Origin of the sequence: Treponema pectinovorum (genome assembly GCF_900497595.1) — a bacterium.
Taxonomy (GTDB): domain Bacteria; phylum Spirochaetota; class Spirochaetia; order Treponematales; family Treponemataceae; genus Treponema_D; species Treponema_D pectinovorum.
In genome coordinates this window covers 512,670-532,948 of the sequence record NZ_UFQO01000001.1, presented here as the reverse complement: position 1 = coordinate 532,948, position 20,279 = coordinate 512,670, and the positions used below count along the sequence as shown (strand labels likewise).

Genomic DNA, 20,279 nt, shown 5'->3' with positions numbered 1-20,279 from the left:
TCTTGTCGATAATATGGGCATGAAAAAACTAAATCTTGTAAAAGGCGCAATAATTTTTTTTAGTATTGCGATGATTTCCTGTACTACAATACAAAAAAACAATGACAATATAAACTATAAACCGAACGAGCCGTGCGAGACTTTAGAATTCAATGAATTATGGGGATACGTTATGAGCGAAAGGGAAGGTGCATGGAACAATGAACTTCCTCTTACCGATATCTGCTATTTTTCGCCTGCAATAACAACTTTTAGCGAGGTTCCCTCATCTCCTCCAAAACAAAAATTCTTTTCAGAGACGAATGCTCGCGTTCACCTTGTAACAAGTTGTGACTCAAAAGCACAGACACATCTTCTTCTTTCCCCAAAACTTCCGCTTAGAGATAAAATTATAGACGATTTGGTAAAGGCAAGCGAAAGTTACGACGGACTTCAAATAGACTGGGAACTTGTAACTGCTTCTGATGATGAAAATTTTTTGGAATTTCTTTCTATTTTGAAAAAAAAGTTGGGCAGGAAAATTTTGAGCATTGCAGTTCCTGCCCGCCTGCGAACGCTGCAAAAAGATGCTTACAATTATGAAAAAATTGCTTCTCTTGTCGATAAGATAATCGTTATGGCATACGACCAACATTGGTCTACAAGCGAGCCAGGCCCTGTTGCAGGAACTTTATGGTGTCAAAAAATCGCAGAATATGCAAAAACGCAAATCCCTCGGGAAAAACTTGTGATGGGACTTTCGTTTTATGGCAGAGCATGGCGGGATGACAATTTAGGAGGCAAAGCCTACACTTATCCAACCTTAGAAGAAATTTTTGCAGAGCACGATATAAAACACTTTACAAGGGATGAATTTGATACGCCAAGTTTTAAAATCACAAAAAAACTTACGATAACGACGTGGTTCGATGATGAAAAATCTCTCGTAACGAGAACCAAGATGTACAAAGAAAATGGAATAAACGCATTGAGTTTTTGGCGAGTTGGACAGGAAGACAAATGCTATTGGAATCATTTAAAAATAAAAAATCAGGAAAGTTTTTATACGGGCACATCTGAGCCGTTCTAAATACGAACGGCTTCAGACCGCGCTTTGCAGGGTTGCGCTTACGCTTCAGCCTCCTCGCTCGCTTATGCTCGCTGCGGTGGCCGCTGTGCGCCCTTCCAATCGCTTGTGCAAATGTTTTTGCGAATATTGCGTGGTCACAAAAAATAAGTTAAACTAAATCTGTTATTCTGTGCGAGGGGAAAATGGCGAGAGGCAGTGGCTTAGGAAAATCTATAGTTTTGCTCATCCTTATAATTATTCTGATGCTGGGTGGGCTTTTGTGGTTTGACTATTTGGGAGCAATCAATTCAAAATCATTTTTTTCTCCAATTTATAAACTTTTAAGACTCCAAACCCAAACTTCGCAGACAGCAACGCAGACAAAACCACTCGAAGCCAATTTAGAAGATGACAGGCTTGCAAAACGCCTTGAAGCACTCGAAATACGAAAGCAAGAGTTGGATAAAAGAGAAGCCGATATTTCGCGTTCAGAAAATGCAAATGAATCCATAGCAAAAGAATTACAAGACAGACAGAAATTTCAGGAAGAAAGAGAAAAAACATTCAACACAGAGGTCAAAAAGTACGATGATAGAAATAGTAACATCGAACAAATTTCGGCCTATTTGACAAGCATGCCACCAAAAACTGCTGTAGAGCAACTTTTGGGAATGAGCGATCAGGATGTAATAGACATCCTTCGAAAGACCGACGCACTTGCGGAAGCTGCTAGAAAAACTTCTATGACTTCCGTTTGGCTTATGAATATGCCTGCGGAACGGGCGGCTATTATTCAAAGGAAGATGGCGAATAAACCAGAAACCTTGGACTAATCGCTCCAGTCAATTCAAAAAAGGCTTGATTTCTTCGATTTTGCTAAAAAAAGGAGGATCTTGCCAATGCAAGTAGTTGCTCTTGAAAACATTTTACCTGCAACAAATTTAAAAGAAACTTCTCCAAAGTTTTTTACTAATGAAGGAATCTCTTTTGAAGTTGCACTTAAAGAAGTAAAAAAAGAACTAGAAAGCGAAGATTCAAAAAGACTTGAAAAAGAAAAATCTAATCTGGGAAAAGATGAAAAATCAAAAAAAGAAAGTGATTTTTCTTTAAAAGAAAACGAAACTCCTCAAGTAAATCCTGTAGCAGTACAAGAAAATTCTCAAAAAATTGAAGAACAACTTGCGATTGAAGATTTTAAAGATTTAAAAGTTGAAGATTCAAAAATTCTCTCTCAAAAAAATGCAAAAGATGATATTGAACTTTCAGCAAAACAGTTTTTGTGGCTCGGAAACACGAATTTAACCGATTTTGAGCAGAATGAAATTTTATCAGAAGATTTTTCTTCGATGATAGATTCTGTAATCGATTTTATTCCGCATGAAGCCGATTCAAAAGAACTTTTAGAAACGGCACAAGAACTTTCCGTTGCAAATCCTTCTATGTTTTTGCAAAATTCAGAAAAAAATATTGAAAATCTTGCAATCGATTTTGATGAATTAAACTTAGAAAACAAAAATTTGCAACTCACAAAAAAAAGCGAAGATAAAGAAAAAATTGAACCTTTAAAAGAGCACAAAAAAGATTTAAAAATTGATGTTACAGATTTACGAACTCAAAATAAAATCAAAATTGAAGAAAGCCAAAATTTAAAAGTTAATTCTAAAAAAGACTACAATCTTTCTTATAAGAGAGAAGGCGAAAAAGATTTTCAGGTGAGTTTGGACTTATCTGCACTTTCTAAACAAAACATAACTTCTAGCGACAGCCAAACTGCAAGTGCAACAAGTTCGAATTTTCAGAATATGATTTCAAATGCTGTCCAAGAAAATGCTTTGGATTTTGTAAAAGTGGGCAACATCATTCTGAAAGACAACAACCAGGGAAACATCAATTTGATTTTGCATCCAGAAAAACTTGGAAATGTGAAAATTTCACTCAACCTTTCAGAAAAGATGATTTCTGCTTCTATAACCGTTCACTCACAGGAAGCGTATGAGGCAATGAAAGAAAGCCTTGAATCGTTAAAAAATGCTTTTGCTTCGAACGGATTTCAAACAGGCGAATTTAATTTGAATTTTTCCAATCAAAACCCTCAATTTGCTCAAGGCGGTTACGGTCATGGGCAAGAAGATAGTCAATCGTCATTTAGGGCAAATGCAACTTATGGCGAGTACGTCGCAGAAAAAGGAGTGGTTGAAACTTCCTCCGAAGTTTCATATACGGGTGGTGCAAAATATTCAGTAAATATTGTTGCATAATTTTCTAAACAAGGCGTTTTAAATGCCGAAATTCTTTATAGGGTTTGCCATCATGGTGAACAAACATGCACAGGAGAACTAAAAAGATGGATTTTACCGCTAAGATGAATGCATCTGAAAAACTTTATACACAGAATGCAGTTGATTCATTCAACAAAACGCTGACTGTAAACGGACGTAAAGCCAGTAATGAATTGGGCAAGGATGATTTTCTAAAAATTTTGATTGCACAACTTTCAAATCAAGATCCAACAAATCCGCTTGAAAATACTGAATTCATAGCACAGATGGCGCAATTCAGTTCTCTCGAGCAAATGACAAACATGAGCCAGAGTTTTGAAAAGATGTCACAATTTATCTCTTCAAACGAAGCACAGTCCATGCTTGGAAAAACAGTAGAACTTGACCTTGGCGATACAAGTGCAACAGGACTTGTAGAAGGAGCGACACGAGGTACAAATCCACAGGTTTTGGTAAACGGAATGTATTATAGCATGAACCAAATAAAGACAGTTTACGGTAACTGATATTAACACGAGGGTAGATATATGATGAGATCACTTTATTCAGGAGTTTCAGGATTGCAAAACCATCAGACAAGGATGGACGTAATTGGAAACAACATTTCAAACGTAAATACGACGGGATTTAAACGCGGTCGTGTAAATTTTCAGGATATGATAAGTCAGCAAACCGCAGGAGCTGCAAAGCCAACCGAAGAAAAGGGTGGGGTAAATCCTAAAGAAGTTGGGCTTGGAATGACAGTTGCTTCTATAGATACTGTATTTACACAGGGAAACTTGCAGTCAACAGGGGTTGCAACAGATGTTGCAATTCAAGGAAACGGTTTTTTCTTGGAAAAAAATGGTGAAAAATCCTACTATACTCGTGCAGGCGCATTTTCTTTAGATTCAAATGGAACACTTGTAAACCCAGCAAACGGTTTTCGTGTTCAAGGTTGGATGGCTCGTACAATAGACGGTGAAACAGTTTTGCAGACAGCAGCAACGCCAGAAGATTTAGTTATACCAGTAGGTTCAAAAGACCCAGCAAAAGAAACAAACCTCGTAAATTTTGCTTGCAACTTGAACAAGAATACTCCAGAAATTCCAGAAGGCGCAAACGCCGCAGATATAGCAAAGGGGACTTGGAATACAGAATTTAAAGTTTACGACAGTTTTGGAAATACTCATCTCCTTTCTGTAAATTTTACTCGTGTCACAGGAAATCCAAATCAGTGGCAAGCAACTGTAAATGTTGATGCAGACAATGCAGAATTTACACAGACAAGAGTTGGACTTGGCTCAACAGACGGAATGTCAAACGCTTTCCTTATAAACTTTGACAACACAGGAACTTTACAGTCTGTAACGGACAGTGCAGGAAATATCACAAATCCAGCAGGTCAGATAATTCTACAGGCAAGTTACACAGTTCCAGGAGCAAATCCAAATGCAGACGGAACTCCTTACCGCCAGACTATGAACATAAACCTTGGCACAATCGGGAGCCAGAAAAATACAGTAACTCAAAGTGCATCGCAGTCATCAACAAAGGCATTCTATCAAGACGGCTATACAATGGGCTATCTCGACAATTTTAAGATAGATTCATCGGGAATAATCACTGGAGTATATTCAAACGGAACAAACAGAACTTTAGGACAACTCGCGCTTGCAACCTTTACAAATCAGAACGGACTTGAAAAGGCAGGCGACAATACATATGTTCAAAGTAATAACTCAGGACTTGCAAATATAGGAGCATCTGGAATTGCAGGCAAGGGAAGCCTTCTTGCAGGAGCGCTGGAAATGTCAAACGTAGACCTTTCTGAACAATTTACAGATATGATAGTAACCCAGCGTGGATTCCAATCTAACGCAAAAACAATCCAAACTGCTGACACGCTTTTAGAAACAGTTCTTTCATTAAAACGCTAGTTTTAAGTAAAAGTCTTTTATAAAACAATTTAGGAGCATATCATAAAAAAATGGTATGCTCTTTTTTTAGGCAAATGCCACTAAAAAATACCCGCTTTTCGTGGTTGCGCTATCGCTTCATTGCTTCGTTCGCACAGGAGTGCTCACTATGCAACTTGCCTCCGGCAAGCCACTACAATCGGGGCTATAATTCTTTACTATGCCTCCTTAAGCGTAAAAAAAATAAAATTTATTTATGCAAAAAAATGTATTGTTTTTACAGATAAAATTCTATTAGTTGTTAATATATCTCCTATATAAGATGTTGACTAAATAAAAATGATAATAGATTATTTGAAAAAATACTTAAGGATAAATTCATGAGAAACAAATTTTTTATTTATGCTATGTTTATTGGTATTTTGCTTTCTTCATGTAAGGATAATTACGAGCAAAATGATTCTTCTGAGGCTAAGGTTGTTAAGGTACAAGATATTTCTATAAAAAATCTTACAAATCCTATTTCTTTGGTAAAAGATACGAAATATCAAATTGAGGCAACTGTATTGCCTGAAAATGCGACCGATAAGAAAATTTCATATTCTTCAAGCGATAAAAATATTGCCGCTGTCAATGAAAAAGGGCTCATCTTTGCAAAGTCTGTCGGAACTGCGTCTATCACGCTAAAAGCGGCAGATGGCGTTTCTAAAACGATAAGCGTAACCGTAACTGCGGCACGCATAAACGTAACGGAAATTGCCGTTCCTTCTACTGACGAAAATATTTCTATTGTAAAAGGCAGAACTCATCGGCTTAACGCCACAGTCAAGCCTGATAACGCAACCGATAAAACTCTGACATATTCTTCCGACCATAAAGATATTGCATCTGTTGATACAAACGGTTTGATTACCGCAAAGAAAGTCGGTGCTGCGGCACTGACGATAACCGCCGCAGATGGCATCACAAAAACTGTAAACGTGACCGTAACAGAAGCCGAAGTTGCCGTTACTGGCATTGAATTTGACCCGCCGCTTCCTGCGCAGCCGATTGAGTTGGGTATTGGTCAAGAATATAAAATCAATGCAAAAGTAAAACCTGACAACGCTACAAATAAATATGTCCGCATTACTAACAATGCTCCGGACTATATTTCTGTAAATGATAAAACTGTAGAAGGCTCAAAAGAAGGCGATGCAGAGGTGACTGTTGAATCTGTGTCCAATTCTGAAGTCAAAAAAATTATAAAATTTAAGATAACACAAAAACCTTCGATAAAAATAAAAACGATTCCTGCTTTGTGCGAAAGCAACGGTGGGGAAGTTACGTTTAAACTAGAAACGCTCAACGGAAAATTGAACTATGAGCTAGATGTTGTGAAAGGCGGCTCAAAGTGGATAAGTTTTGTCAGTAAAGACTCCTCAAATCCTGCTGAAGATACGATAAAACTAAACGTTTCTCAAAACAAAACAGTGTGGGCTAGAACTGCGGATATAAAGTTCATAGACAAAAGCACAAATCAATACGTCAAGGGCGACGATAAAAAAGACTTAACAGTGAAACTTGAGCAAAAAGCAAACGAGAATCCTACTGTGACAACAAAATGGGTTTCTGGAGTCGAAAAGCCGAATAATGGAGAAAAGGTTCCTGTTCTGGGCGAGGATGGAGCTCCATTACAAGAAGGTGGACAGACGCTCTACTACAATTCTGATTATGTCTCTGTGTGGGAAGAAAATTCAGATACAACGTTCTTCAATGTGCGAAAACTGAAATTTGTAATGCATGCTACTATGGCTCCTTATTGCTATCAAGGCTCTGACTCCAATATGTGTTGGGCAATGACTGCGAGCAATATGCTGCATTGGTGGGGTGAGCAAAACAAAGAGTTAATAAATAGATACAAAAATAAATACGGCTCTACCTACGATTTTTCATATACGAAAGGATTGCAAGATGACCAAGAATACGAGAAAAGTAAAATTGCGGCTTTATTCAGACGCAATTGTGTAAATAGCGGAAACGAGATTAGAAACGGTCTTGAAGGATTTTTATTTTCATCTGCTAACAGCCCATTTAAGGGAATCCCAAGTCCAAAATATTTTGATAAAGTTTTCAGTAAAGATAATAATATCGTGAATGTAGAGACACCTCACTCAAAGAAAGAGTTTGAAAGAATTTTAAAAGAAGCATTCAATTCTAAAAAAGCGATAGGATTAGATACGCGCGATGGACGTGGGAATTTGCACGCTATAACACTTTGGGGTGCTGCATTTGATGGAGATGAAAATATTATTGCAATTTATATTGCAGATAACAACAATCCGAACAATGAAATGATTACCTATGGAATTCGTTATCAAAAGAATATCTATGAAGAAAACGAAGAAGAAAACAATTATCCGTACCTTATAAACTATGCAGTAAAAAAGTCTATTATCAATATAGATAAATGGATAGATAGAATCACCACGCTCGATAAGGGTGAAAAGCAATGGCAAAAATGGCTTAATGAAAATTAGTAAGTGATTTGTGGACTTAAAAAGTTATAGGTTTTATAAATAACCAAAAAAAGGCTAAAGTAAAAGAAAATGCTTTAGCTTTTTTTATTTTGCCTAGCAGTTAATTTGTAAGCGAGTTTTAACTTAAAATCTAAATTTTAAGGTTAAATATAAACTTTAAGAAAAGCCTTCTATAAATATTTTTTAGTTTTTCGATTGCTTAAAATCATGCAATTTGTTATATTATCCAAATATGAGACTGTAGCTCAGCTGGATTAGAGCATCTGCCTTCTAAGCAGAGGGTCGGCAGTTCGAACCTGCCCAGTCTCATTTTTTATGTATTTGTGCCTAAATCTGCACAAGCGATTGTAAGGGCGCGTAGCGGCCACCGCAGCGAGCTAAAGCGAGCGAGGAGGCTGGAGCGAAAGCGCAACCCTGTAAAGCGCGGTCTTAAGCCGTTCTCTTCTGAATGGCTTAAGATGTGCCCGTATAAAAAATCTGATTTTTTATTTTTCTATTTCGTATGGCCAGTCTAAAATTCCGCCCATGTCTAAGATATTTTTGTAGCCCATTGAACTGAGTTTTTTTGCGGCGACTGCGCTTCTTCTTCCTGAGCGGCAGTAGATTATTATTTTGGTGTCTAAATTTGGCAGTTCTTTTGGACGAGTTGATTTTATTTCTTCGTTTGGAATTAAGATTGCTCCTGGAATGTGGCCTGTTTCGTATTCGCTTTTTGTGCGCACATCTACCAATATCACCTTTTCTTGTCCTTTAAGAAGTTTATTGCCTTCTTCCGCGCTTATTTTTTTGTAATTTTGTGCTGTGCTGCACGCTCCAAATGCAAGCATTGCGGTAAGAACACTGATTATATAACGCATTTTCATAGTTTCTTCCTTTTTGTCCTTAAAATTTTAATTTGATTTGAGATTTTTTGAAAATATTGCAAAAGTTCCTAATGCACATTTTATGTATTTTTTACTTTTGCGTATTTTCAACATAAAAAATGTAATGTTGCCGATTTTATAAGTCAAATAAAGCCTTTGTTATTGAACTTTTTATTGAAAAATCCGATTTGCCTTATTTTTGATTTTTGGGATATTGCAAAAATTTGCACTGTTGTTACTATTGCAAAATTTCATGCTTGAAGTTTTTTGTTTCAAGACTGTATAATTGATTTATGCAAGACACTACGATTGTTACAGATTCTCCTGTTGGGCAGCATTTGGAAAAAATTGCAGATTCTCAGCAGGTTTCTTACCTTATGTTCAACAAAAAAAAGATTAATCTCGTTGCGAAAATGACTATCGGTCGCTCGCCAGATTGCAGCATAGTTGTTGACAACAAATTGGCTAGCAGAGTTCACGCTTCGATTCAAAAGATTAAAGATGTCTTTTTTATTAAAGATGAAAATTCCACAAACGGAACTTTTATAAACGGAAAGCGAATTCCCAACGACAAATACGTAAAATTGAACGCGAACGATAAAATTACAATCGGTTCTGTAAATCTCATCATTTCTTAGGTTTTGCTGTGTCTTTAAGAGAAAATCTTCTCGATATTTGCAATTCAAACTTTCTTCCAGATTATTCTGTGCTTATGGATTTATCTTCTGCCTGCGTTAATCTGCTCGAAAACGAAGATTCTTCCTATCGTCCTCGTGAGCGAACGCAAAAAAAACTTTCTGGAGGACTTTTAAATTTTTGTAAAGAAAGCAAAAATCTTCCTGTTATAGTTATTCCTGATATTCACGCACGGTTTTATTTTTTAATGCACATTCTAGACTTTAAAATAGATGTTGATTGCAAAAAGATGTCTGTTTTACAGGCTTTGGAAAAAAATCTTATCTATGTGATTTGCGTCGGAGATTTGTTTCATTCTGAGGTTAGGGCTTATTCAAGATGGAAAAAAGCGTATGCGGCATTTAAAGATGGAAACCCAACCAGCGAGCCCATGTGCGAAGAGATGATTGAAAATTTAAAGACTGTTCAAATCGTTATGAAGTTAAAGCTTGCTTTTCCGGGAAATTTTCACTGTTTAAAAGGGAATCACGAAAATATCTTAAACGAAGAGGGGCGTGGAAATCATTCTTTTTACAAGATGGCTTTGGAAGGCGAAATGTTTTACAATTTTATGCGCGAAAAATATGACGATGCGCTTATCTACATGTGGAGTTGTTTTGAGCATTCGCTCCCTTTGTGTGCGGTTTTTCCAAATCTTGTTGTAAGCCATGCCGAACCCGCCTTTGTTCTAAATAAAACGAAAATAATAAATTTTAGAGACAATCCTGAAGTTGTTCTTGCTTTGACGTGGACTGCAAACGGCAAAGCGCAAGTTGGTTCCGTCTCTAAATCGATTAAAAATCTTGTTGGGAAAGATTGTGCAAAAGTGGTTTGGCTTGCAGGGCACAGACCTGTTGTTCAACGATATGCTTTAAGGCAGAGGGGAAAATTCATTCAAATTCATAATCCCAATATGGAAAACATCGCTTTTGTTCGGCCTTTTCAAAAATTTAATCCAGAAACCGATATTTTAAGCGTTCTAAAAGAGGAATAAGTTATGGCAGAAAAAATTCCTGAAATAATTGGTAAGTATAAGATTATGGGGCTTTTGGCTAAGGGCGGAATGGGCGCAGTCTATAAAGCGGTTCATCCTTCATTAAAGCGACTTGTAATTTTAAAAAAGCTTACGATACGAAATAATGCAACTGTTCGCGAGCGTTTTAAAAGGGAAGCACAGATTTTGCTCGACATGCAAAGTCCATATATCGTTCACCTTTTTGACTATTTTGTTGAAGGTCAAAGCCATTACATCGTTGAAGAATTTGTAGACGGACTTTCTCTTGCCCAAATTTTAGAAAAACAGGTTGCACTCTCTCCAGAAATCGCGCTTTTGATATTTCAAGATGCTTGCCTTGCCTTAAAATTTGCTCATGCTCATTCTATCGTGCACAGGGATATTAAACCTGGAAATATTTTGATTTCAAAAAGGGCAGGCGTTAAACTTGCTGATTTTGGAATTGCTTCTTCTGAAAGTGGCGATGACCTTTTAAAAGAAAAACCTTCGTCTAAAATACAAACTTCGACACAGGTGGATTCTTCGTTGACTAAGCATGGTGTTACTTTGGGAACTCCTGCTTATATGTCGCCAGAGCAGATTACCGACAGCCGAAATGTCGACAAGCGGGCAGACATCTATTCGATGGGCGTAATGCTTTACGAAATGCTTACTGGCAAAAAACCGTTTCCATCTAATATAAGCGAAGAAACCTTGCAAAAGATTAAAAAAGGCAAGTATGTTAATCCAAGAAAGATTGACAAATCGATTCCTCCAGAAATTTGTAGGATGATAAAAAAGATGCTAAAGGCAAATCCTGCAAGGAGATTTCAGTCTATAGAATCTGTCCTAAAAATCGTAAAAAAATATCTTTCGCATTACGACACTCATTCAATAAGGGTGGCACTTGCACAGACTGTAATTACAAAAAATCAGTTTTCGCCTCCAGCCTTTGAAAGAAAATCTCACCGTTTTAGAAACATTTTTTTTGCTTGTAGTGCTTGCGTTACGGTTTTGTTTTTGTTTTTTTGGGTCTGGTCTAAAGGCTATGTTCATAAAACGATTTTAAGCCATTGGTATACGCAGGTTGTGCTTAATATGGAGCTGCCGTCTACATCTTCTGTTGATTCTGATTTACCTGTGCGTTCTTTTTTCTTTGTTGATGACGGAAAGGATTTGCCAGAAGTAAAAAATACAAGGCGAGTTTTTGCCGAAAAAAAAGAAGTTTTGTTAAAAAATGGAGCAAAGACCACTGTAAAAACGAGTTCAGGCCGCGTTAAAAATTACGAAACCTATCCGATTTATCTTCGACCGGGAAAATACAGGATAAAAATCGCAGTTGGTTCTTATGTCATGTGGAATACTGTTGAAGTTGGAAAGAAAAATTTGAATTTTAAAATTTCAAATTTAAAAAATGCAAAAAGACCTTTAACCGTTCACGCTTTGAGTTATGATATTGATTCTAAAAAAGATATTTCTCAATCATCAAAATTTCAGGTGCTTTATCGGGGAAAATGGATTTTGCTTCAAGATTTGCCAGAAGCAGAATTAAAAACTGGAACTGTGCTAAAATTTCTTGTGAGTTGCGATGGCTACGAAGACGCTTTTTATTCGCTCATAATCGACTGGTATCAGGATGAACTTTTTATAACAGCTTCTCTTAAACGCAAACTCTAGAATAATATTTTCTTGTCGTCTTTGTTTTTTGTGAGTAGATTATATCTATGACAAAAGACAATAACGATGAAGATATTTCTATAGAAGAGCAGTTAAAAAATGCTATCGATGATGTGATTTCAAAAAATATTGATCCAAATGTTCCTGTGGACGTTGAAGTTACAGTGGAAAGTAAAGATAAAAATTCATCTTTAAAAAATGAAGATTCTATCGAAAATCCTTCAGAAAATTCAGAAAACTCGTCAAATTCTCAAAATAAAGAGCAAGCGCAGCCTTCAAAAAAAACAGGCTCAAAGCCAAAAGACAAAAATGATTTTGCAAGTGCTCTGGGTTCTATAATTCCTGTAGAGCAGACTTTGCCTGTAAAACTTTCAATTTTGGGGCTGAATGGGCATCCGATTTTTCCTGGAATCTTTACTCCTCTTATGATTTCAAATCAAGAAGACGTTAAAACTGTTGAGGACGCTTTTAATGGCTCTGGTTTTATAGGGCTCGTGCTTACAAAAGATGAAGTTGAAAGTGCAACTGTAAACGATATGTATGAAATTGGAACGGTTGCAAGGATTATTAAAAAAATAAATCTTCCTGACGGTGGAATCAACATCTTTGTTTCAACAATAAAGCGTTTTAAAATACGAAAATCTCTTTCTGTAAAAAATCCTGTGGTAGTTGCGGTTGAATATCTTGATGATGAAGAAGGTGAAACCTTTGAAACAAAAGCCTTGACTCGTGCTTTGATAAGCGAGATGAAAGAGATAAGCGACAATAATCCACTTTTTTCAGAAGAAATGCGATTGAATATGGTAAATATCGACAATCCTGGAAAAATTGCAGATTTTGTTGCTTCCATTTTGAATGTCGATAAAACCGACCAGCAAAAAGTTTTGGAGCAGTTGAATATTCGCTCAAGACTTGAACAAGTTCTTGTTTTTATCAAAAAAGAACAGGAACTTTTGCGCATGCAAAAGAAGATCCAAAACGAATTAAACGAAAAAATTGAAAAAAATCAACGTGAATATTTTTTAAGAGAAGAGATGAAGTCAATCCAAGATGAACTTGGAATTGGAGCGGATGGCGAAGGAAACGACTACACAAAATTTAAAGAAAAAATTGAAAGTTTTAAATTCTCTGGAGAATTAAAAGAAGAGACAGAAAGCGAACTTGAAAAATTTAAACTGATGGATCCAAGTTCTTCAGAATATTTTGTTTCTAGAAACTATCTTGAACTTATCTGCGCTCTTCCTTGGAACGAAGAAAAAAAAGAAAAACTCGACCTTGCAAAAGCGTATAAAATTTTGGAAAGAGATCACTACGGTCTTGACGATGTAAAAAAACGAATTCTCGAATACCTTGCTGTGCGAAAGATGAAAAATGACAATAAAGGTTCCATAATGATTTTGGTTGGACCTCCTGGTGTTGGAAAAACATCCATTGGTCATTCTATCGCAGATGCTATGGCAAAACCCTTTTACAGGTTTAGCGTAGGAGGAATGCGCGATGAGGCAGAAATTAAGGGGCACAGGCGAACCTATATAGGTGCAATGCCAGGAAAAATACTTCAAGGGTTAAAAATTACAAAGACAAAATCTCCAGTTTTTATGATTGATGAAGTTGATAAGATGGGCGTAAGTGCTCAAGGAGATCCTGCAAGTGCACTCTTGGAAGTATTGGACCCAGAGCAAAATATAAATTTCCGTGATAATTATCTTGATTTGCCTTTTGATGTCAGCAATGTTTTTTTTATCTTAACAGCAAACACTTTGGACAGCATTCCAGAGCCACTTTTAGACAGGGCGGAGATAATTCAACTTTCAGGCTATATAGATCAGGAAAAACTTGAAATTGCACGCAAATATCTTATTCCCAAAAATCTTGTAAAAAATGGACTTGCTCGAAATCAAGTAAAATACACAAAATCAGCACTTGCTCGCATAGCAGAAGAATATGCGCGAGAAGCTGGAGTGAGAAAATACGAAAAGTTAGTTGATAAGATTCATAGAAAAATCATCGCGGAAAAGCTTGCAGGTATTCCTGCAAATGTAAAAAAGTTAAGCGAGGTTGAAAAGATTTCTCAAGTTGAGCCTGAAAGTATAAAGGATTCAACTTATACGATTGATGCAAAAGATTTGGATAAATATCTTGGAAAGCCTGTGTTTGACGAAAGCGAGATAAAAAAAGCGGATATTCCTGGAACTTGCATAGGTCTTGCTTGGACTAGTATGGGTGGGGATACGCTTTTGATAGAAACCATAACTTTTCCGGATTCAAAAGGTGGGCTGGTGCTTACAGGGCAGATGGGCAATGTTATGAAGGAATCTTCTCAAATCGCTTTTAACTGGGCAAAAAAGTATGCGATAGAAAACAAGATAAAAAATCAAACTTGGTTCGAACAAAATGTTATTCATCTGCATATTCCAGAAGGGGCAACTCCAAAAGACGGTCCAAGTGCAGGAATAACGATGGCAACAACTTTTATGTCGCTGTTTACAGGAAGGATTGTAAAGCCGCACGTTGCGATGACGGGCGAACTAGACTTAACAGGAAGTGTTATGCCGATTGGAGGCTTGAGGGAAAAAACTGTCGCAGCAAAACGCAACGGAATCAAAACGATTTTTATTCCAAAGGCGAATCAAAGGGATTTGGAAGAAATTCCAGAAATCGTAAAAAGCGGAATAACTTTTATTCCTGTAAAAAATGCAATGGAAGTTATGACTCAAGTGTTTGTTCCAGCGAAAAAAACTGTTACAACTTTGAATTACGGTTTTTAATCTTTGATTTGAATTGTTAAAATCCGATGGGAAACACTTCTTGCCATAAGTTAAAACGCTCTGTTACAAGGGCGTTTTTTTTTGTATATTTATCGTAGTTATTTTTATCGAGGCATTTATGTTTCCACGCATATTTTTAAAACCAAAAGAGGATATGGAAGTTGCTCAGGGGTTTCCTTGGGTTTTTGACAACGAAATTGATTATGTAAAATTTGAACAAAAAAACGGTGTGAATAAATCTTCGCTTGAAGAATGCAAGGTTCAAGACGGGCAGGTTGTAGAAGTTTTTGCAAATGCCGGCGGATTTTTGGGAAGCGGTGTAATCAATCGAAAGTCAAAGATAACCGTCCGCCTTATCGGCCGCGAACATGCAGATAAAATCACTCAAGACACTTTTGCCTATTATGAAGAAAAAATTCAAAACGCTTATGACCTTAGAAAACTTTATTACGACATAAAAGACAGTTATCGTCTTGTTTACGGAGAAGCAGATTTTATTCCCGGGTTAATCGTTGAACGCTATTGCGACATAAAAAAGAATGTTTATCTTGTAGTTCAGTTTTTGTCATTGAGTGCAGAAGTTTTTAGAAAAGAAATTCTTTCAGCGCTTACAAAAATAATTCATCCTTATGGAATTTACGAAAGGGATGATGCAGGAGTTCGTGAAAAGGAAGGTTTGCAGGAAAAATCTTGCTGGCTTGGAGAAGTTCGGCAAGAAATCATAACGATAAAAGAAAACGATGTTCTTTTGGAAGTTGACCTTGCTCATGGGCAAAAAACTGGATATTTTTTGGATCAAAAATTTAATCGCGCTCAAGTTGCAAAACTCGCACAAGGAAAAAGGGTTTTAGATACTTTTACGCACACGGGGTCTTTTGGGCTTAACTGTTTTAAAGGCGGCGCAAAAGAAGTTATAAGCGTAGATTTGAGCCAGGAAGCGATTGACGTTGTAAACAAAAACATAAAATTGAACGGCGCAGAAAAAAAGATGACTGCGGTCTGTGCAGATGTTTTTGACCTTTTAAAAGATTATGAAGCAAAAAGCGAAAAATTTGACCTCATAATACTAGACCCACCAGCATTTACAAAAAATGCAAAAAATATTCAAAAGGCTTACGGTGGCTATAAAGAAATAAACTTACGCGCGATGAGGCTTTTAAATCCAAACGGAATACTTGTGACCTGTTCTTGCTCATATTTTTTTGATTCCCAGCATTTTTATGGAATGCTGATGAAGGCAGCCGAAGACAGTAAGAAAAAAGTTCAGATACTTGCAAAATACGGTGCAGGTCCAGATCATCCTGTTTTGGAAGGTTATCCAAAATCCGAATATCTAAAGTGTGCAGTCTGCCGCGTTATATAGTTTAAAATGGAACAGATGTCGTATAACTGTATCTTTGTAATAGGTCCAACAGCTCTAGGCAAAACTGCAATCGGTGTAAGGCTTGCAGCAAATCTTGGAGGAGAAATTTTAAGTGCAGACAGCAGACAGGTTTACAAAGGTTTGGACATTGGAAGCGGAAAAGATCTTTCAGATTTTAAAATTGAAAAAAATCTAGCTTTAAAATTAAATCTGTCACTTACGTCAAAAATAAAAGATGGATTCTATAATCTTCCGTATCATCTTATTGATGTTACTGATTTAAGTTACGAATACAGCCTTTTTGATTTTACCCGTGATTTTTATAAAGCATTTGCCGATTGCAAGGATAGGGGAGTTCTTCCTGTGATAGTTGGCGGAACCGGGATGTATCTGGATTCAATCTTGAGAAATTACGAGATGATTCCTTTTAATCCAAAAAAAGAGAAAATAGAGCAGCTTGAAAGTTTTTCTTTTGAAGATTTAAAATTGATTTTGATAAGGGAAAAAGAAAAAATTCACAACATAACAGAATTTGGCGATAAGGATAGATTGATAAAGGCAATTTTGCTGAACAGATTCAATAAATCAGAAGAATATAAAAAACTTCGAGATGAAATTCTTTCAAAAAGGCCAAAAGTAAATCCTCTGGTTTTAGGAACGACTTTGGACAGAAAAATCGTGCGGCAGAGAATCGAAAAACGGCTTAGAGCGCGAATTGATGAAGGTCTTATTGAAGAAGTAAAAAATCTTCACGAAGAAAAACATTTTTCGTGGCAAAGACTAGAATCTTTGGGGCTTGAATATCGCTTTGTAAGTGAATATTTGCAGGGAAAAATCGAAAGCAAAGAAAAAATGATAGAACTTTTAAATCTTGCAATAGGGCAGTTTGCTAAGCGTCAGGAAACCTGGTTTTTTGGAATGGAAAGAAAGGGGGTAAAAATAAACTGGCTGCCGCAAGACGAAAGCATAGATACTCGCTTTTTGGCAGCCTTAAATATTGTAAAACAAAATCTTAACCTTCCTGCGGAAAATAAAGATTAAAATTCAGATTAAAACGCGTTATGCTATTGCTTCAACAACAGCGGCAACCTTTGTAAGATAGCCAGTTCGTATGCAAGATTCAAAAAGAGCCTTGCTTATGTAATCTGTTGTGATGTCTTCGTATCCGTCTTCGTCGCGCACTATGCGTACAACATATCCATCTTCCATTTCTTTTACTACAGTCATATAGTCTGTTGTTTTGCCAATGCTTTTAAGAGTGTATGTACCCATTTTTTTCCTCCTACGCTTTTTTTCGCAAAAAATAATGTGCCGTACATAAATATTTTCGGTATAATAAAAAAAACATTAAGGTTTTTTGAAAAATTTGCCGGGATTTTATGAAAATTTTTGACAGCCATCTCCATTTAGTTCCTTCCGCCTCGATTCCAGACTTTAGTTCTTGTTCAAACGAAAAAATTGAATATTATGGAATAACCTGTGCGTTTTCTGAAGAAGAATTTAAAAAGCAGAACGAGATGATAAATTCAATCCCGAAAGATTCAAATATTTTTTTTTACAAAGCGTTTGGAATCCATCCTCAATGGCCTGATATTTCACAAAAAAATCAACTTGAAAAATTGCTAAAGGAAGGAAAAATCGATGCGATTGGAGAATGTGGCTTTGATTTTTTTACGCAGGAATTTAAAGATACGCTTTTGATGCAGGAAGAATGCTGGAAAGTTCAACTCGAATTTTCAGTCGAATACGAAAAACCTCTTATCATTCACGGAAGGAAATGTACAAATTATTTTTTTAGGGATGTCAAATTGCTAAAAAAAGTCCCAAAAGTAATCTTTCATTCGTGGGCGGGAACTTACAGGGAAGCACTCTCTCTGATTGAAAAAAATGTAGATGCGTATTTTTCGTTTGGAAAACCTTTGATAAACGGCAAAAAATCGGCGATTGAATGCGTGCAAAAACTTCCAGAAAAAAACATACTTTTAGAAACGGATAGCCCGTATCAGGCTTTAAAAGGCGAAAAAAAAACGTCTTTAGAAGATATTCTGCGTGTTTACAAAAAAGCATTTGAAATCAGGGGAAAAGAATTTTTTCCGCTTCCAGAACAGATTTTTAAATCTCCAGAGCAGAACTCCAGTGATTAAAGATTTAAAAAGCTACCTTTATAGTTTGAACGGTTTTTTCATAATCTGAATAAAAAGTTTCAATCAAGGTTTTTAAATCGCCTGTTTTTTTCCCTCGTAAGACATCTTCCAAAGCCTGTCCAGTAGAAGCGAGGGTTTCCATTGCAAGTTGCCGAGCGGCTCCTTTTATCCTGTGAACATAGCTTGCAGCTTCAACCAATTTTCTGTTTGCTATTAAATTGTTAAGCGTTTCTACAGAGAATTCCGTATCCAAAAATGACTTGAGTAAAATTTTTAAGAGTTCTTCGTCGTTATCCACAAAGGAAATCGCTTTTTCTTTATCAAATATTTTTTCCATAACTAAACTTCCTTTTTTGACGCATTATAGATTTTCATAAAAATCATTTCCGTTTTTATCGATAAGCACAAAGCACGGCAAATCTTTTACTGTTATCAGGCGGACTGCTTCCATTCCAAGTTCTTCGTAGTCGATTACTTCCTGCTCGGTTATATAGTTTGAAGCTATCAATGCGGCAATTCCTCCTGGCGTTCCAAGATAAAATCCACCGTATTTTTTACAGGCGTTTTTCCAGACGGCACTGCGGTTTCCTTTTGCAAGCGTTACCAAAGAAGCGTTATTTTCCATAAGTAAGTCTGCATAGCTGTCCATTCTACCTGCAGTTGTAGGCCCAAAAGAGCCGATTATTTTTGAATGAGGGGTGCGAGAAGGACCTGCGTAGCAGATAGGATATTTTTTTGTGTATTCGGGCAGTTTTCCTGTTGTATCGAACATTTTTTTCCAGCGAAGGTGTGCCGCATCGCGTGCAACTAAAATTTTTCCAGAAAGCAACAGCCTTTGTCCTGTTTTACAATCCGAAAGCTGTTGCAGGAGAAAATCCATCCCTTTATCTGTTTGTATGTGCTTTTCAGAACTTGAATTATTTTTTTCTTCGTCCAAGTAAGATATGCATTTATCAAAACCTTTTAATGCGGAAGGCTTATCAACGGTTTTTTCAAGGTAAATTCCTTCACCTGTAACGACCGCCTTTAGATTTCTGTGAGCACAGCAGCTAACTCCAATGCTCATTGGGCAACTGGCTCCGTGCCTGGAAAGTCGAATTACAATCGCTTCTAAGGCGAATTTTTTGCCACCGAATTGCGAGCCAAATCCTGTTTTTTCCGCAATCTGTAAAACTTGTTTTTCAAGTTCGCTATCCCTAAAGCCATCTGGACATGGAGCGTTTTGCATATTGTCGTAAGCACCTGCCGTCGCAAGTTTTAGTGTGAGTAGATTTTGCTCTGGGCTTAAACCTCCTACAACAACGGCAATCGTATAAGGAGGACAGGCGCTTGTTCCAAGTTTTTTTATCTGTTCTTCTAAAAATGTTTTTATAGATTCAGGATTTAAAAGCGCTTTTGTTCCCTGTATAAAACTCGTCTTATTGGAAGAACCGCCACCTTTGGCACAAAATATAAAACTCATAGAAGATTTGGGGGCAGCGCGAACAAAATCTGGAATGGGTGCAAGGCAGGCGTTATCTTCAAAGATTGAAATTTGAGCAGGCAGGTTATTTTTTGGATCTTTTTCTTCATAAAAAGAAGTGGGGCAAGTTGTAGAAAATCTGAGTTTGCATTCATCATAAACTTGAGCGCAGCCAGAAGAAAGCGCTTCAAAATCATTTTTTTCGTTCTGAGGTAAAGTTAAAAAAAGACCTTTTTGCCATGCAAATACATTTGCAATTCCGGTGTCCTGACATATAGGAAAAACATTTTGGCTTGCAATTTCTGCATTTTTTAGGATACAGGCAAGAACGTATTTGTCGTTTTCGCTTGTTTGGGGAGAAAGACAGGCATTTATAAGATTTTCGAGGTGATTTTTTGTAAAAGTAAAAGAAAGCCTTTTAAAAGCGTCATACGACAAGTTTTTTAAAACTTCACAATCTAAAACTGTTATCTTGAGTTTTGGGGAAAACTCAATTTTTTGTGAAGATTTATCTTTAAATGGGAAAAAATCAAAATCATTTTTCAGCGATATTTTTGTGTAACTCATCTGCACAGTATAGTTTGTTTCG

General features: G+C 36.6%; 17 protein-coding genes and 1 tRNA gene. 14 read left to right on the top strand and 4 right to left on the bottom strand.

Features of this window, described 5'->3' with window-relative positions; genetic code table 11:
- Window positions 1–19 precede the first annotated feature (19 nt).
- From FXX65_RS02350 to FXX65_RS02320, 7 genes are all read left to right on the top strand, one after another.
- On the top strand, window positions 20–1,069 hold the full coding sequence (locus FXX65_RS02350; RefSeq protein ID WP_187116194.1) for a glycosyl hydrolase family 18 protein: 1,050 nt from the start codon (window positions 20–22) through the stop codon (window positions 1,067–1,069).
- Window positions 1,070–1,251: 182 nt separating this feature from the next.
- Complete coding sequence (locus FXX65_RS02345; protein ID WP_147614910.1) at window positions 1,252–1,881, top strand: periplasmic-type flagellar collar protein FlbB; 630 nt, start codon at window positions 1,252–1,254, stop codon at window positions 1,879–1,881.
- Between the two features lie 66 nt (window positions 1,882–1,947).
- Window positions 1,948–3,306 (top strand): flagellar hook-length control protein FliK, encoded by a 1,359-nt coding sequence (locus FXX65_RS02340; RefSeq protein ID WP_147614909.1) that lies wholly within the window; start codon window positions 1,948–1,950, stop codon window positions 3,304–3,306.
- Window positions 3,307–3,392: 86 nt separating this feature from the next.
- Complete coding sequence (gene flgD / locus FXX65_RS02335) at window positions 3,393–3,833, top strand: flagellar hook assembly protein FlgD (RefSeq protein WP_147614908.1); 441 nt, start codon at window positions 3,393–3,395, stop codon at window positions 3,831–3,833.
- 21 nt (window positions 3,834–3,854) lie between these two features.
- The gene (gene flgE / locus FXX65_RS02330) at window positions 3,855–5,246 is read left to right on the top strand and encodes a flagellar hook protein FlgE (RefSeq protein ID WP_147614907.1); all 1,392 of its coding nucleotides are present in this window, start codon (window positions 3,855–3,857) and stop codon (window positions 5,244–5,246) included.
- Window positions 5,247–5,605: 359 nt separating this feature from the next.
- Window positions 5,606–7,744 carry an IdeS/Mac family cysteine endopeptidase gene (locus FXX65_RS02325; protein WP_147614906.1) on the top strand — a complete coding sequence of 713 codons (2,139 nt, stop codon included), beginning with the start codon at window positions 5,606–5,608 and terminating at the stop codon, window positions 7,742–7,744.
- Between the two features lie 234 nt (window positions 7,745–7,978).
- Window positions 7,979–8,053 (top strand) — tRNA-Arg (locus FXX65_RS02320).
- 176 nt (window positions 8,054–8,229) lie between these two features.
- Here the strand turns inward: FXX65_RS02320 and FXX65_RS02315 are convergent.
- Entirely contained in the window at window positions 8,230–8,607 is a 378-nt protein-coding gene (locus FXX65_RS02315) for a rhodanese-like domain-containing protein (RefSeq protein WP_147612257.1), read from the bottom strand.
- A gap of 293 nt (window positions 8,608–8,900) precedes the next feature.
- Between FXX65_RS02315 and FXX65_RS02310 the strand changes: the two genes are divergently transcribed.
- The 6 genes from FXX65_RS02310 (at window position 8,901) to FXX65_RS02285 (ending at window position 17,125) form a co-directional block, all read left to right on the top strand.
- A complete protein-coding gene (locus FXX65_RS02310) occupies window positions 8,901–9,245 on the top strand; it encodes an FHA domain-containing protein (RefSeq protein ID WP_147612258.1) in 345 nt (114 codons plus the stop codon).
- Between the two features lie 8 nt (window positions 9,246–9,253).
- On the top strand, window positions 9,254–10,276 hold the full coding sequence (locus FXX65_RS02305) for a metallophosphoesterase (protein ID WP_147614905.1): 1,023 nt from the start codon (window positions 9,254–9,256) through the stop codon (window positions 10,274–10,276).
- 3 nt (window positions 10,277–10,279) lie between these two features.
- On the top strand, window positions 10,280–11,953 hold the full coding sequence (locus FXX65_RS02300; protein ID WP_147614904.1) for a serine/threonine-protein kinase: 1,674 nt from the start codon (window positions 10,280–10,282) through the stop codon (window positions 11,951–11,953).
- 47 nt (window positions 11,954–12,000) lie between these two features.
- Window positions 12,001–14,721, top strand: a complete 2,721-nt coding sequence (gene lon, locus FXX65_RS02295) for an endopeptidase La (RefSeq protein ID WP_147614903.1) — start codon at window positions 12,001–12,003, stop codon at window positions 14,719–14,721.
- A 118-nt stretch (window positions 14,722–14,839) separates the two neighbouring features.
- Complete coding sequence (locus tag FXX65_RS02290) at window positions 14,840–16,084, top strand: class I SAM-dependent rRNA methyltransferase (protein ID WP_147614902.1); 1,245 nt, start codon at window positions 14,840–14,842, stop codon at window positions 16,082–16,084.
- Between the two features lie 15 nt (window positions 16,085–16,099).
- Complete coding sequence (locus FXX65_RS02285) at window positions 16,100–17,125, top strand: tRNA (adenosine(37)-N6)-dimethylallyltransferase (protein WP_246104329.1); 1,026 nt, start codon at window positions 16,100–16,102, stop codon at window positions 17,123–17,125.
- An 18-nt stretch (window positions 17,126–17,143) separates the two neighbouring features.
- Here FXX65_RS02285 and FXX65_RS02280 read toward each other — a convergent pair whose 3' ends face one another.
- Complete coding sequence (locus tag FXX65_RS02280; protein WP_147612264.1) at window positions 17,144–17,356, bottom strand: hypothetical protein; 213 nt, start codon at window positions 17,354–17,356, stop codon at window positions 17,144–17,146.
- Between the two features lie 107 nt (window positions 17,357–17,463).
- Here FXX65_RS02280 and FXX65_RS02275 point away from each other — a divergent pair, with 107 nt between their 5' ends.
- Complete coding sequence (locus tag FXX65_RS02275) at window positions 17,464–18,228, top strand: TatD family hydrolase (protein ID WP_147614900.1); 765 nt, start codon at window positions 17,464–17,466, stop codon at window positions 18,226–18,228.
- A 4-nt stretch (window positions 18,229–18,232) separates the two neighbouring features.
- Here FXX65_RS02275 and FXX65_RS02270 read toward each other — a convergent pair whose 3' ends face one another.
- Together FXX65_RS02270 and FXX65_RS02265 are read right to left on the bottom strand one after the other, a co-directional pair.
- Complete coding sequence (locus FXX65_RS02270; protein ID WP_147614899.1) at window positions 18,233–18,565, bottom strand: Hpt domain-containing protein; 333 nt, start codon at window positions 18,563–18,565, stop codon at window positions 18,233–18,235.
- Window positions 18,566–18,589: 24 nt separating this feature from the next.
- Complete coding sequence (locus FXX65_RS02265; protein ID WP_147614898.1) at window positions 18,590–20,257, bottom strand: FumA C-terminus/TtdB family hydratase beta subunit; 1,668 nt, start codon at window positions 20,255–20,257, stop codon at window positions 18,590–18,592.
- Window positions 20,258–20,279: the final 22 nt, after the last annotated feature.